13 protein-coding genes are annotated in these 13,025 nt (G+C 74.0%); 3 read left to right on the top strand and 10 right to left on the bottom strand.

Translation table 11 applies throughout. The annotated features are described in order from the left end of the window. From CLV52_RS02575 to CLV52_RS02550, 6 genes are all read right to left on the bottom strand, one after another. Positions 1-432: an iron chaperone gene (locus CLV52_RS02575; RefSeq protein WP_133764565.1), complete on the bottom strand. Its 432-nt coding sequence runs from the start codon at positions 430-432 to the stop codon at positions 1-3. Positions 433-582: 150 nt separating this feature from the next. Further along, a complete protein-coding gene (locus tag CLV52_RS02570; protein ID WP_133764563.1) occupies positions 583-1,398 on the bottom strand; it encodes an ABC transporter ATP-binding protein in 816 nt (271 codons plus the stop codon). Further along, positions 1,395-2,438 (bottom strand): FecCD family ABC transporter permease, encoded by a 1,044-nt coding sequence (locus tag CLV52_RS02565; RefSeq protein WP_246017920.1) that lies wholly within the window; start codon positions 2,436-2,438, stop codon positions 1,395-1,397. The genes CLV52_RS02570 and CLV52_RS02565 overlap by 4 nt, the downstream gene beginning before the upstream one ends. Beyond that, entirely contained in the window at positions 2,435-3,478 is a 1,044-nt protein-coding gene (locus CLV52_RS02560; protein WP_133764560.1) for a FecCD family ABC transporter permease, read from the bottom strand. The genes CLV52_RS02565 and CLV52_RS02560 overlap by 4 nt, the downstream gene beginning before the upstream one ends. Beyond that, complete coding sequence (locus CLV52_RS02555; RefSeq protein WP_211342589.1) at positions 3,475-4,491, bottom strand: ABC transporter substrate-binding protein; 1,017 nt, start codon at positions 4,489-4,491, stop codon at positions 3,475-3,477. Before CLV52_RS02555 ends, CLV52_RS02560 begins: the two co-directional genes overlap by 4 nt. A gap of 155 nt (positions 4,492-4,646) precedes the next feature. After that, complete coding sequence (locus CLV52_RS02550; RefSeq protein WP_133764556.1) at positions 4,647-4,817, bottom strand: CsbD family protein; 171 nt, start codon at positions 4,815-4,817, stop codon at positions 4,647-4,649. Between the two features lie 165 nt (positions 4,818-4,982). Here CLV52_RS02550 and CLV52_RS02545 point away from each other — a divergent pair, with 165 nt between their 5' ends. From CLV52_RS02545 to CLV52_RS02535, 3 genes are all read left to right on the top strand, one after another. Further along, positions 4,983-5,597, top strand: a complete 615-nt coding sequence (locus CLV52_RS02545; protein WP_133764554.1) for a PadR family transcriptional regulator — start codon at positions 4,983-4,985, stop codon at positions 5,595-5,597. A 110-nt stretch (positions 5,598-5,707) separates the two neighbouring features. Then, positions 5,708-6,988 carry a M18 family aminopeptidase gene (locus CLV52_RS02540; protein WP_133764552.1) on the top strand — a complete coding sequence of 427 codons (1,281 nt, stop codon included), beginning with the start codon at positions 5,708-5,710 and terminating at the stop codon, positions 6,986-6,988. Positions 6,989-7,062: 74 nt separating this feature from the next. Next, on the top strand, positions 7,063-7,875 hold the full coding sequence (locus CLV52_RS02535) for an aldo/keto reductase (RefSeq protein ID WP_133764550.1): 813 nt from the start codon (positions 7,063-7,065) through the stop codon (positions 7,873-7,875). A gap of 56 nt (positions 7,876-7,931) precedes the next feature. Here the strand turns inward: CLV52_RS02535 and CLV52_RS02530 are convergent, their stop codons facing one another. The 4 genes from CLV52_RS02530 to CLV52_RS02515 all read right to left on the bottom strand — a co-directional run bounded on the left by CLV52_RS02530 (position 7,932) and on the right by CLV52_RS02515 (position 12,998). Next, positions 7,932-8,477 (bottom strand): GNAT family N-acetyltransferase, encoded by a 546-nt coding sequence (locus CLV52_RS02530; RefSeq protein ID WP_133764548.1) that lies wholly within the window; start codon positions 8,475-8,477, stop codon positions 7,932-7,934. Continuing rightward, positions 8,474-10,360 carry a DNA helicase RecQ gene (gene recQ, locus CLV52_RS02525; RefSeq protein ID WP_133764546.1) on the bottom strand — a complete coding sequence of 629 codons (1,887 nt, stop codon included), beginning with the start codon at positions 10,358-10,360 and terminating at the stop codon, positions 8,474-8,476. Before recQ ends, CLV52_RS02530 begins: the two co-directional genes overlap by 4 nt. Positions 10,361-10,438: 78 nt before the next feature. Then, entirely contained in the window at positions 10,439-11,059 is a 621-nt protein-coding gene (locus tag CLV52_RS02520; RefSeq protein WP_133764544.1) for a DUF1684 domain-containing protein, read from the bottom strand. A 7-nt stretch (positions 11,060-11,066) separates the two neighbouring features. Beyond that, complete coding sequence (locus CLV52_RS02515; protein WP_133764542.1) at positions 11,067-12,998, bottom strand: DEAD/DEAH box helicase; 1,932 nt, start codon at positions 12,996-12,998, stop codon at positions 11,067-11,069. Between the last annotated feature and the right edge of the window lie 27 nt (positions 12,999-13,025).

Genomic DNA, 13,025 nt, shown 5'->3' with positions numbered 1-13,025 from the left:
TCAGCCGACCGCGCGGCGCACGAGCTCCGCGATCCGCGTCTCGACCTCGGGCGTGAGCGCGGCGATCGCGTAGGCGGTCGACCAGGCGTCGCCGTCGTCGAGCCGCGCGACGTCGTTGAAGCCCAGCGTCGCGTAGCGGGTCCTGAACTTCGTCGCGCTCTGGAAGAACACGAGGTTCTTGCCGCCCTTCGCCCAGCCGGGCATCCCGTACCAGAGCTTCGGCGCCAGCTGCGGGGCGGCCGCCGTCACGATCGCGTGGATCCGCAGCGCGGTGGTCCGCTCCGGCTCAGGCAGCTCGTCGATCTTCGCCAGGAGGTCGCGCAGGTCGTCCTCCGGCGAGGCCTTCCCGCGGCGCGCCCGCCGCACCTCCTGCGCGCGGTCCTTCATCGCCGCGCGCTCCTCGGCCGTGAAGGCCTGCTCCGTGTCGCTCATGCGCCCTCCTCGTGCGCTCCGACGGTACGACGATGCGGCGCCGCCCGCTGCTCCGGTCCTGCTCCGACCGCGGCGAGGGCGAGTGCACGAACGGCGGACGAGTGCATGCGCCGCCGCGCATGCACTCGTCCGCGAGGCGTGCGCTCGCGGTCAGGCGCCGGTCGGGGCCGCAGCGTGGTGCCGGCCGATCGGCAGGACCAGGGGCGCGCCCGACACCGGGTCCGGCACGACCCGGCAGTCCAGCCCGAAGACCTCCCGGACCGCGTCGGCGGTGAGCACCGTCGAGGGCTCCCCCGCGCCGTGCACCCGCCCGGCGCTGACCGCGACGAGGTGGTCGGCGTACCGCGCGGCGAGGTTCAGGTCGTGCAGCACCATCACGACCGTCGTGCCGCGGGCGCGGTTGAGATCGGTGAGCAGGTCGAGCACCTCCACCTGGTGCGCGATGTCGAGGAAGGTCGTCGGCTCGTCGAGCAGCAGCACGTCGGTCTGCTGCGCGAGCGCCATCGCGATCCAGACGCGCTGGCGCTGACCGCCGGACAGCTCGTCCACGGCTCGGTCCGCGAGCGCCGCGGTGTCCGTCAGCCGCAGCGCCTCGGCGACCGCGACCTCGTCCTCGCCGGTCCAGCGGCCGAGGAAGCCCTGGTGCGGATGCCGCCCGCGCGCGACGAGGTCGGCGACGACGATGCCCTCCGGTGCGGTCGGCGACTGCGGCAGCAGCCCGAGCGTGCGCGCGACCTGCTTCGTCGGCAATCGGTGGAGGTCCTTCCCGTCCAGCACCACGCGCCCCGACCGCGGCTGGAGCAGCCGCGCCATGGCGCGCAGCAGCGTCGACTTCCCGCACGCGTTCGCGCCGACCACCGCGGTGATGCGCCCGGGCGGGACGACGAGGTCGACGGACTCGGCGACGACGCGGTCGCCGTACGCGAGGGTCACGCCCTCGACGGCCAGGGTGTGCGACGCGGTCACAAGGAGCCTCCTGCGCGGTTCGTGCGGACGAGGAGCAGGACGAGGTACGGCGCACCGAGCACGCCCGTGATCACGCCCACCGGATAGCGGTTGCCGAAGCCGAACTGGCCGATCAGGTCGGCGGCGAGCACGAGCGCCGCGCCGACCAGCGCCGCGGGCAGCAGCAGGGAGCCGCCGCCGCGGACGAGCCGCGAGGCGATCGGCCCCGCGAGGAATGCGACGAACGCGATCGGACCGGCGGCCGCGGTGGCGAACGCGATGAGCAGCACTGCGGCGAGGATCACGACGACCCGCGTGCGCCCCACGCGCACCCCGAGCCCGGCCGCCGCCTCGTCGCCCAGCTGCAGGAGGCGGAGCGGCCGCTCCTGCGACGCGAGCGCGGGCGCCGCGACGAGCAGCGCGAGGGCCAGCGGCGCCGTCTGCTCCCAGGTCGCGCCGTTCAGGCTGCCGGTCAGCCAGCGCATCGCGGTCTGCACGTCCCAGGACGCGGCGTGCAGGAGGACGTAGGACACGACGCTGTCGAGCATCGCGGCGACGCCGATGCCGATCAGGACGAGTCGTGTGCCGACGACGCCGTCGCGGTACGCGAGCAGCGTGATGACGCCCGCGGTGAGCAGCGCCCCGGCGATCGCGACGACGGACGTCGCGGCCTGGTCGAGGCCGAGCAGGACGATGCCGATCACGGCCGCTGCGCTCGCGCCGGAGCTGATGCCGATGACGTCGGGTGCCGCGAGCGGATTGCGGAGCATGGTCTGGAAGGTGACGCCGGCCAGGCCGAACGCCGCGCCCGCGAGCACGCCCGCGCTCGCGCGCGGCAGCCGCAGCTCGCCGACCGTGAAGGAGGCGCCCGGCACGGTCTGACCGAGCACCGTCCGGATCACCTCCGACGGCGTGTAGAAGGTGTCGCCGACCATGAGCGCGACCGCGAACAGCACGAGGACCACCGCGGCGAGCGCGGCGAGCGCCCCTCGGCGCTGCAGCGTCCGGCGGCGGCGCCCGCGGGCGAGCGCGGCGTGCTCGGGGCCGAGCACGGCGGTCACAGGGCCCGCACCTTCTGCCGCCGCACGATCCAGATGAAGATCGGGGCGCCGACGATCGCGGTGATGATGCCCACGTCGACCTCCGCGGGTCGGGCGACCAGCCGCCCGATCACATCGGCACCGGTGAGCAGTGCCGCGCCCGCGACGGCGGAGGCGGGGAGCAGCCAGCGATGGTCGAGGCCGACGAGGAGGCGACAGAGGTGCGGGACCGCGAGCCCGACGAAGCCGATCGGCCCCGCGACGGCGGTGGCCGCGCCGCAGAGGAGGATCGCGCCGGCTGCTGCGACGAGCCGGGTGCGCCCGACGTGCGCGCCGAGGCCCGCGGCGACGTCGTCACCGAGCGCCAGCGAGTTCATCCCGCGGGCGGAGAGGACGCAGACGACCGCACCGACGAGGAGGAACGGCAGCACCTGCAGGATGCGCCCGGGCTCCGCGCCGCCGACCCCGCCGACCTGCCAGAAGCGGAACTGGGTCAGCGCGTCGATGCGCGGCAGCAGCACGGCGCTGATCAGCGAGGAGAACGCGGCGGAGGAGGCCGCTCCCGCGAGCGCGAGCTTCAGCGGCGTCGCCCCGCCGCGACCGAGCGAACCGACCGTGTAGACCAGCACCGCGGCGGCCGCCGCGCCCCCGATCGCGACCCACGTCACGGTCGTCGGGGCGGAGAGACCGAAGAACGCGATGCCGGTCACGACCGCGAGGGAGGCGCCGGTCGTGACGCCGAGGATGCCCGGGTCGGCCAGCGGGTTGCGGGTCACCCCCTGCATCACGGCGCCGGCGAGCCCGAGTGCGGCGCCGACGAGCATCGCGAGGATCGTGCGCGGCACCCGCTTCAGCACCGCCGCCTCGGCGATCGTGTCCGAGGCGCCGGAGAGGCCGCCGACGACGTCCGGCCAGGTCACCGCGCGGACGCCGAAGACGATGGACGCGGCGCCGAAGAGGCCGAGGCCGAGCAGAGCCACGAGCAGCCACGTGACGCGGACGGGCAGCGGACGCCGGGCGGGGGCGTCCGCTGCCGCTCGGCGCTGCGCGGCGGCCGTCACCCGACCCGGTCCGCGGCGGCCGCGAGCGCGTCGAGGTAGTCGTCGGAGGCCGCCCCGACCGAGAGCGGCGACGGGTTGGCAGACGCCGCGAGCGGCGTGCTGTCGGTGAGCAGCACGACCGAGCCGCGCGCGATCGCCGGGATCTTGCCGAGCAGCGGGTCGGCCTGCAGCTTCTTCAGCAGCGCCGCGTCGCCGTAGGTGACGATCACGTCGACGTCGTCGAGCGACGCCGCGTCCTCCGCGCTGACGGTGAGGTAGAACTCCTTCGAGGCCCCGGAGGCCTGCTCCACGGCCTGCGGCGTCGTCATGCCGAGGTCCTCGAAGAGCCGGGCGCGCGGGTCGAGCGTGGTGTAGAAACCGACCTTGCTGAGGTCGGCGGGGTCGATGTACGCGAACATCGCGCTCTTCCCCTCCAGCTGTGGGCGCTTCGTCGCGGCCTGCTCGACCTGCGCGTCGACGCGCTCCTCGAGCTGCTCGCCCTCCTCGCCGAGCCCGATGGCCTCGCTGTCCATCTCGATCATCTCGTCGAGCGTCGTGCCCCACGCGGTCTTCGGGTACGCGATCGTCGGTGCGATCTTCGAGAGGGTCTCGTAGTCGCTCTTCGACAGCCCGGAGTACGCGGCGAGGATGACGTCGGGTCGGGTGTCGGCGACGGCCTCGAAGTCGATGCCGTCCGTCTCGTCGAACAGGACGGGCGTCTTCGCGCCGAGCTCCGTCAGCCGGTCCTCGACCCACGGCAGCACGCCGTCGCCGTCGTCGTCGCCCCAGGTGGCCCTGCTCATGCCGACCGGCACCACGCCGAGGGCGAGCGGCACCTCGTGGTTCGCCCAGGCGACCGTCGCGACGCGCGTCGGCTTCCTCTCGATCGTCGTCTCGCCGAACGCATGCTGGACCGTCACCGGAAAGGCGTCGGTCGCGCCTGCGGGGGCCGCGGACCCGTTCCCGGGGGCGTCGGACGACTGCGCGCAGCCGGCCATGGCGACGAGCAGGGCCGCTGAGGCGGCGATGGACATCAGGCGCGAGGCTCGCACTGCGGGTCTCCTGTCATTGAAGGTTAGGCGAGCCTAACCTTCATTCAGGTCCACTGCACGCACAGAACCCGAACCGGACGACGCCTCCCGCTCCGTTCCGGGAGGCGTCGTCCTGCGGCGCGATGCGCCGGCACGGATCAGCGGAAGACGTCCTTGACGTCCTCGCCGACCTGCTTGGCCTGGGCCTTGGTCTGGTCGCCCTGCCCCTCCGCCTCGAGCCGCTCGTCGCCCTTCGCCTTGCCGGCGGCCTCCTTGGCCTTGCCCGCGAGGTCCTCCGCCGCGTTCGAGATCTTGTCGCCGAGTGCCATGACGGTCTCCTTCCGTTCGGTCCCACGACCGTGACAGCCCGACCTCCGAACCGGCCGCGAGTTCCGCAAGGACCCGTCGCCGCCGTCGGGAACACCCGCTTGCGATCCACTGTTCACCGATATATCGTGATGCTTCACGACAACGACATCTTGAAGGAGACCACCATGGAGCACATCCACGACCACCACCCCCACCAGCACGGCGGCATGCGCGGCCGCTTCGACGGCCCGTTCGGCCACCGCGGTCCGCGCGGCGGCTTCGGCGGCCCCTGGGACGGCCCCGCGGAGGCGCTGCGCGCCTTCAAGGGATTCGGACCCGGCCCGGGCTTCGGCCCGCACGGTCCCCGCGCCCGCCGCGGCGACGTCCGCAGCGCCATCCTCGGCCTGCTGTCCGACGGTCCGTCGAACGGCTACGGCCTGATCAAGGCCATCGGCGAGAAGACGGAGGGCGCCTGGACGCCGAGCCCCGGCTCGGTCTACCCCACGCTCGCCCAGCTCGTCGACGAGGGGCTCATCAGCCAGGAGGGCGGCCCCCGCGGCGCCTACGAGCTGACCGACGCCGGCCGCACCTACGTGACCGCGCACCAGGAGGAGATCGACGCCGCCTTCCGCAGCGCCGGCGACCGCTTCCAGGGCGGCGACGCCCTCATGACCGCGTTCGGCAAGCTCGCCGGCGCCGCCATGCAGTTCCGCGGCGGGGTCACGCCCGAGCAGCGCGCCCGCGCGACCGAGAAGGTCGACGAGCTGCGCCGCGAGCTGTACCGCATCCTCGGCGAGTGACCCCGCACCCTTCGTTTCGTAGGACTCGGAGTCCTACGAAACGAAGAGTGCGAGCGCGGGAAGGGCCCGGACCGGGAACGGTTCGAGCCCTTCCCGTTCCATCGCGTTGAATGGCGCCTGTGGACGGCACCTCGCACATCGACGACCTCGCGGACTTCGTCACCGCCTCCCCCAGCTCGTACCACGCGGCGGAGGAGGTCGCGCGGCGCCTCGTCGCCGCCGGGTACACGCCCCTCGACGAGACCGCCGACTGGACGGCCGCCGTCGTGCCCGGCGCTCGGGTGCTGCTCGTCCGCGAGGGCGCGGTCGTCGCCGTCGCGATCCCGCGCGGCGCCCACGCGACCACGCCGTACCGGATCGTCGGCGCGCACACCGACTCCCCCGGCCTCAAGCTGAAGCCGAAGCCGACCATCGGGTCCGGCGGGTTCCTGCAGGCGGGCGTCGAGGTCTACGGCGGGCCCATCCTCGCGTCGTGGTTCGACCGCGAGCTCGAGCTGGCGGGCCGCGTCGTCGACGCCTCGGGCGCGGAGCACCTGGTGCGCACCGGGCCGTGGGCCCGCGTCCCGCACCTCGCGATCCACCTGGACCGCGACCTGAACTCGGGGTTCTCGCCCGATCGACAGCGCGACCTCCAGCCGGTCCTCGGGGTCGCCGGAGACGGCGACGTGGTCGGCGCGCTGGCGGACCTCGTCGGGATCGCCCCGGACGAGGTCGCCGGGTACGACCTGATCACCGTCGACACGCAGCCGCCCCGCCGCTTCGGCATCGCGGAGGACCTCTTCGCCTCGCCGCGGCTCGACAACCTCAGCTCGGTGCACGCCGGGCTGCGCGCGATGGAGGCCGTCGAGCCGAGCAGCGCGATCGCGGTGCTCACCGCGTTCGATCACGAGGAGGTCGGGTCCGAGAGCCGGTCCGGCGCGGCCGGACCCCTGCTCGTCGACGTGCTCGAGCGGATCACCGCGGCGCTCGGCGGCGGGCGGGCGGAGCTGGCCCGCTCGATCGCGGGCTCCTGGTGCATGTCCGCGGACGCGGGGCACGCGGTGCACCCGAACCGGCCGGAGAAGCACGACCCGGCGAACCGGCCGGTCGCGGGCGGCGGCCCCCTGCTGAAGATCAACGCGGTGCAGCGCTACACGACCGACGCGGTCGGGGCGGCGCTGTGGGGCCGCGTCTGCCGCACCGCCGGCGTCCCGTGGCAGGAGTTCGTCTCGAACAACGACGTGCCGTGCGGCTCCACGATCGGGCCGATCACCGCGACCCGCCTCGGCATCCGCACCTTCGACGTCGGCACCCCGCTGCTGTCGATGCACTCGGCGCGCGAGCTCGCGCACGTCGACGACCCGGGGCGCCTCGCCGATGCGGCCGGCGTCTTCCTCGCCGCCGCGGAGTGACCGCGCACAGGCGATCCCCGACCCCCGCTCGCTAGCCTCCCGGCGGGCTCAAGCGCTCATCGAGGAGGAGACCCATGTCCGTGCTGACCGACACGTTCACCATCGCCGGCGACGTCCAGATCCCGAAGGTCGCCTTCGGGACGTGGCAGATCCCGGACGGCTCGGAGGCGTACGACTCCGTGCGCACCGCGCTCGACACCGGCTATCGCCACATCGACACCGCGCTCGCCTACGGCAACGAGGAGAGCGTCGGGCGCGCGGTCCGCGACAGCGGCGTCGACCGCGACACGATCTTCATCACGACGAAGCTGCCCGCCGAGATCAAGACCGCCGACGGCGCACGGCAGGCGTTCGAGAAGTCGCAGTCGGGTCTCGACCTCGGTGTCGTCGACCTGTACCTGATCCACGCGCCGTGGCCGTGGAACGCGATCGGCTCCGACCACCGCGACGGCAACATCGAGGTCTGGAAGGTCTTCGAGGAGCTCTACTCGTCCGGTCGCGCCCGCAGCATCGGCGTCTCGAACTTCGACGTCGACGACCTCGAGTCGCTGACCGCGGCGACCGACGTCGTGCCGCACGCGAACCAGATCCGCTGGTTCGTCGGCAACACCCAGGACGAGACCACGGCGTGGTGCCAGCAGCGCGGCGTGCTCGTCGAGGGCTACTCGCCGCTCGCCACGGGCGAGCTGCTCGAGGGCGGGAAGCTCGACGCGATCGCGAAGCGCGTCGGCCGCACGCCCGCGCAGGTCGCCCTCCGCTACCTGCTCGAGAAGGACGTCCTCCCGCTGCCGAAGTCGGTGACGCCGGAGCGCATCCGCGAGAACGCGGACCTCGACTTCACCCTCGACGCCGACGCGATCGTGGAGCTGGACGCCATCCGCGACTGACGGCCGCGCTCGACGACGGGTCGGACTGGTTCCGACGCGGGCGCGGAGCGCCCGGCTCAACCAGCGGAGGGGCGGCGCAGGCGGTAGAGGACGTGGCGGCGGAGCGGGCTGCCGTCGGCGATGGTCGGGTGGTCGAAGTCCTCCGCGGGATCGGTGGTCATGCCGATCCGCCGCATCACCGCCTGCGACCGCGTATTCGTGGTCGCCGTGAACGAGACGACCTCGTCGAGCCTCAGGTCCTCGAAGGCGAACACCAGCGCCGCCCGTCCCGCCTCGCTCGCGTAGCCCTGGCCCCACGCGTCCCGGCGGAGCCGCCACCCCACCTCCGTCGCCGGCGTGAAGTGCGCCGCGAAGCCCGGCTCGTTCAGCCCGGTGAAGCCGATGAACCGGCCGGAGCGCAGCTCCTCCACGGCCCAGAGCCCCCACCCCCGCCGCTCGAGCAGCCCGCCGAGGCCGTCGACGAACGCGTCGGACTCCGCGCGGGACAGTCGCGCGGGGAAGTGCTCCATGACCTCGGGGTCTGCGCCCATCTCGGCGAAGGGCTCCCGGTCCTCCTCCCGCCAGTGCCGGAGCAGCAGACGGGGCGTGCAGAACTCGCTCACCTCGCCAGTATGGCCAGCACGTCCTCGCCGTAGCGCTCGAGCTTCGCGGCGCCGATGCCGCTGATGCCGGCCAGGGCGGTCTCGGTCTGCGGCCGCTCCGACGCCAGGGCCCGCAGCGTCGCGTCGCCGAACACGACGTAGGCGGGCACGCCCTGCTCCTTGGCCTGGTCCGCGCGCCAGGCGCGCAGCTCCTCGAAGAGCTCCTTCGCCCCGTCGTCCAGGTCGACCGCGGCCTGCTTCGCCCGGGAGGCGCGCGATCCCCCACCGGTCGACGCGCGCTCGAGGTCGTGGCGCAGACGGACGGGGTGCTCGCCCTTCAGGACGGCCGCACCGAGGGCGCCGAGTCCGAGCGTGCCGTACTCGTCCGCGACCTGGACGACGCCCTGGGCGATCAGCTGGCGCAGGACGCTGCGCCAGCCGCGCTCGGAGATGTCGGCCCCGACGCCGAACACGCTGAGCTCGTCGTGCCGGTGCTGCTCGACGCGCGGGGTGCGCTTGCCCCGCAGGATGTCGACGATCTGGCCGGCGCCGAACCGCTGCCCCCGCTCCCGCTGCAGCCGGACGATGGTCGAGAGGAGCTTCTGCGCGGCGACGGACCCGTCCCAGGTGTCGACCGGGTTCAGGCACGTGTCGCAGTTGCCGCAGTCCTCGTCCGTCGGCTGGCCGAAGTAGGCGAGCAGCTGCCGTCGCCGGCAGCCGACCGTCTCGCAGAGCGCGAGCATCGCCTCGAGGTTCGCCGTCTGCTTCCGCTTGTGCGCCGCGTCACCGACGCTCTGGTCGATGAAGCGCCGCTGCTGCACGACGTCCTGCAGCCCGTAGGCGAGCCAGGCGGTCGACGGCAGCCCGTCCCGGCCGGCGCGGCCGGTCTCCTGGTAGTACCCCTCGACCGACTTCGGCACGTCGATGTGCGCGACGAAGCGGACGTCCGGCTTGTCGATGCCCATGCCGAACGCGATCGTCGCGACGACGACAACGCCGTCCTCGCGGAGGAACCGGGACTGGTTGGCGGCGCGGATCCGCGGGTCGAGGCCCGCGTGGTACGGGATCGCGTCGACGCCGTGCTCGGCGAGCCAGGTCGCGGTCTGCTCGACCGAGTTCCGCGACAGCGCGTACACGATGCCGGCGTCACCCCGGTGCTCGTCGCGGATGAGCTTGAGCAGCTGCTGCTTCGGGTCGTCCTTCGGCACGATCCGGTACTGGATGTTCGGGCGGTCGAAGCTCGCGACGACGTGCGTCGCGCCCTCGAGGTGCAGCCGCGCGGTCAGCTCGCGGTGGGTGGCCTCCGTCGCCGTGGCGGTGAGGGCCATCGTCGGGACGCCCGGCCAGCGGCCGACGAGGTCGGCGAGCGCGAGGTAGTCGGGCCGGAAGTCGTGCCCCCACTGCGACACGCAGTGGGCCTCGTCGATCGCGAACACGGAGATGCCGGGGCCGGCGGCGACGCGGTCGAGCAGCGCGCGCACGGAGCCGCCGGAGAGGCGCTCCGGCGCGATGTAGACGAGGTCGACGTCGCCCGCGAGCAGGTCGCGCTCGACCGCCGCGCGCTCGTCCGGGCTCTGCGTGGAGTTCAGGAACTCGGCGCGGACGCCGACGGCGCGGAGCGCGTCCACCTGGTCGTGCATGAGCGCGATCAGCGGGGAGACGACGAGGCCGACGCCGCGCCGCACGAGGGCCGGCACCTGGTAGCAGAGCGACTTGCCAGCGCCCGTCGGCATGAGCACGACGGCGTCGCCGCCTGCGACGACGGCGTCGACGACCTCCGCCTGCCGACCGCGGAAGGTCTCGTACCCGAAGACGCGGTGCAGCACCTCGCGCGCGTCGCCCGACACGGGCGGGGCGGGCAGCACGTCGGTCACGCCGGGGAGGGTATCCCGCGCGTCGGACATCGCCGCTCCGCTCTCCACACCCGGTTCCGCTTCGCAGGAGTTCTCACGCTGCTGCGCCGGAACTCCTGCAGATCGGAATCAGTAGTCGGTGTTGAAGACGCGCTCGCCGACGGGGACCTCGACGCGCAGCGTGTTCCCCGGAGGCGCGAGCGGGCAGGCCCACTCGGGGTCGTAGGCGCACGACGGGTTGTAGGCGAAGTTGAGGTCGATCACGACGTCGCGGCCCCGCAGCCCGAGGTCCGCGCCCTTCCCGGTGTCGATCAGGTAGCGCCCGCCGCCGTAGGTGCCGCCCGGTCGTCCGGCGCTCGCGTCCTTGACCGGGATGAAGAGGCCGTTGCCGTAGGAGGAGAGCCACCAGACGTCGAGCGTGCCGAGGTCGCCGAGTCGCACGACGCCGACGCGGTCGAACGGCACGACGCCGTCCGTGCCGGTCGGCACGTCGAGGTGGGCGGGCTCGGCCTCCTCGACGAGGGTCTCGAAGCGCCATGCGGGGTCGTAGTCGGGGAACACGAGCCCGGCGAAGCCGTCGCGGTCCTCGGCCTGCAGCGGCGACGCCGGATGGTCACGGAACATCGCGTCGCGACCGGCCCGCCACTCCTTCCATGCCCCTTCGGGCATGCGGCTCTCGCGCACCGCCTCGTAGAGGGCGTGGGTGCGCCGGCGCCAGTCGGCGACGTCGAGGGCGGTCACGAGGTCCATGACCCGATCATCCCCTCCTGGTACCGGAGAGCGCGGCGACCGGGTCCTCGCCGGCGCGCAGCACGACGAACTCGGCGTCGACGCCGGCCCGCTCGAGCAGCTCCGTGAAGCGCCGACGGCGCCGCGCCGTGATCAGGGTGACCACGGAGCCGGACGCCCCGGCCCGGCCGGTTCGACCCGAGCGGTGCAGGTAGGTCTTGTAGTCCTCGGCGGAGTCCGCGTGCACGACGAGCTCGATGTCGTCGACGTGGATGCCGCGCGCCGCGACGTCGGTGGCGACGAGCGCCTGCACCTTGCCCTCCGTGAAGCGCGCGAGGTTGCGGGTGCGGCGCGCCTGGTTCAGGTCGCCGTGGAGGCTCTCCGTCCGCACGCCCTCCGCGTCCAGGTCGTCGGCGAGCTGCTCGGCGAACGCGCGGGTGCGCGCGAACACCAGCGAGCGATCGACCGAGGCGGCGAGCGCCGCGAGCACGCGGATCTTCTCGCCCTGCTCGATGACGAGCACGCGGTGGTCCGCCGTCGTGGACCCCTCGGCGTCGGCGACCTCGTGCACGTCGGGATCCGGGAGGAACTCCTCCACGAGCTGCGCCACGGCCGCGTCGAGCGTCGCCGAGAAGAGCAGCCGCTGTCCCGCCGCCGGCACCTGGCGCAGGAGGCGCTGGATCGGCTCGAGGAACCCGAGGTCCGCCATGTGATCGGCCTCGTCGAGCACGGCGATCTCGACCGCGCCGAGATCGAGGCGGCCCTGCTCGAGCAGGTCCTCGATCCGGCCGGGCGTGCCGATGACGATGTCGACGCCCTTCGCGAGCGCACCGACCTGCCGGCCCTGCGGCACGCCGCCGACGATCTGCGTCGTGTAGAGGCCGACGGCGCGGGCGATCGGCTGCACCGTGCGGTCGATCTGCAGCGCGAGCTCCCGGGTCGGCGCGAGGATCAGCGCGCGCGGCGGCCGCCCCATCCGCCGGCCGGAGCCGGTGCGGCCGGACTCGGCCCAGTTGCGGAGGAGGCGCTCGACGAGCGCGGCGCCGAACGCGATGGTCTTGCCCGACCCGGTGCGTCCGCGGCCGAGCACGTTGCGTCCGGCGAGTGCCGCGGGGATCGTCGCGGCCTGGATCGGGAACGGCTCGGTCGCGCCGAGCTCCGCGAGCGCCTTCGTGATCTGCTCGCCGAGGCCGAGGTCGGCGAAGCTGCGCCCGGCGACGTCGGCCGCCGTGACGACCTCGCCCTCGAGGCGCTCGAGCACGACGTCCTCCGGCGCCTCGAAGCGGGCCGGCTTCTGCTGGTCGCCGAAGAACCGCGACTCGGCGCGCTCTGGACGACGGTCGCGGTCCTGCCGCGGCCGGTCGGTGCGCGGCCGGTCGGCGCGCTGCGGACGCGCATCCCGCTCGAACCGCTGTGGACGCTCGGCGCGCTCCGGACGCTCCGTCCGGTCGGCGCGCTCGAACCGCTGCGGACGCTCGCTCCGGTCGGCGCGCTGCGGACGCGCATCCCGGTCGAACCGCTGCGGACGCTCCGTCCGGTCGCCGCGCGGCGGGCGCGCACGGCGGTCGAAGCGCTCCTCGCGCGGCCGCTGCCGCTCCGAGCGGTCGACGCGGCTCGTGGCGCCGGCGTCGCGCCCCGCGCGGGCGTCCCGGTCGCCGCGGGCGGGCCGCTCCTGCCGGTCGCCGCGCTGGCCGCCGAAGCGCCCGTCGCCGGCGCGGCGGTCGGTCCGGTCCGCGTTCCGCGGGCCGGGGTACCAGTCGACGCCGCGGCTCTGCCGCTTCGCGCCGCCCTCCTCCTGCGCGGGCCTCGCCGTGCCGAAGCGTTCCTCGCGCTTCGCCGCGCGGGGACCGCCGCCGCGGTGGGTGCGCTCGGAGGCGGCGCCGCGGGCGGCGCGCTCCTCCGGCGTCCAGCGGCGCTTCGCGCCGTCCGGGGTCCTGTTGCTACGGGCACGTGCGGGCATGCGGATGATCCGTCCGATCAGGGCGCT

Source organism: Amnibacterium kyonggiense (assembly GCF_004364555.1).
GTDB classification, from domain to species: Bacteria; Actinomycetota; Actinomycetes; order Actinomycetales; family Microbacteriaceae; genus Amnibacterium; species Amnibacterium kyonggiense.
This window is presented reverse-complemented; position numbering and strand designations above follow the sequence as displayed.

Bases quoted from the DNA above. Each gene is read 5' to 3' on its own strand.
- CLV52_RS02555 (WP_211342589.1), bottom strand. From the start codon at position 4,491: ATGTCCATCGCCGCCTCAGCGGCCCTGCTCGTCGCCATGGCCGGCTGC.
- CLV52_RS02575 (WP_133764565.1), bottom strand. From the start codon at position 432: ATGAGCGACACGGAGCAGGCCTTCACGGCCGAGGAGCGCGCGGCGATG.
- CLV52_RS02550 (WP_133764556.1), bottom strand. From the start codon at position 4,817: ATGGCACTCGGCGACAAGATCTCGAACGCGGCGGAGGACCTCGCGGGC.
- CLV52_RS02545 (WP_133764554.1), top strand. From the start codon at position 4,983: ATGGAGCACATCCACGACCACCACCCCCACCAGCACGGCGGCATGCGC.
- CLV52_RS02535 (WP_133764550.1), top strand. From the start codon at position 7,063: ATGTCCGTGCTGACCGACACGTTCACCATCGCCGGCGACGTCCAGATC.
- recQ (WP_133764546.1), bottom strand. From the start codon at position 10,360: ATGTCCGACGCGCGGGATACCCTCCCCGGCGTGACCGACGTGCTGCCC.
- CLV52_RS02515 (WP_133764542.1), bottom strand. From the start codon at position 12,998: ATGCCCGCACGTGCCCGTAGCAACAGGACCCCGGACGGCGCGAAGCGC.
- CLV52_RS02520 (WP_133764544.1), bottom strand. From the start codon at position 11,059: ATGGACCTCGTGACCGCCCTCGACGTCGCCGACTGGCGCCGGCGCACC.
- CLV52_RS02540 (WP_133764552.1), top strand. From the start codon at position 5,708: ATGGCGCCTGTGGACGGCACCTCGCACATCGACGACCTCGCGGACTTC.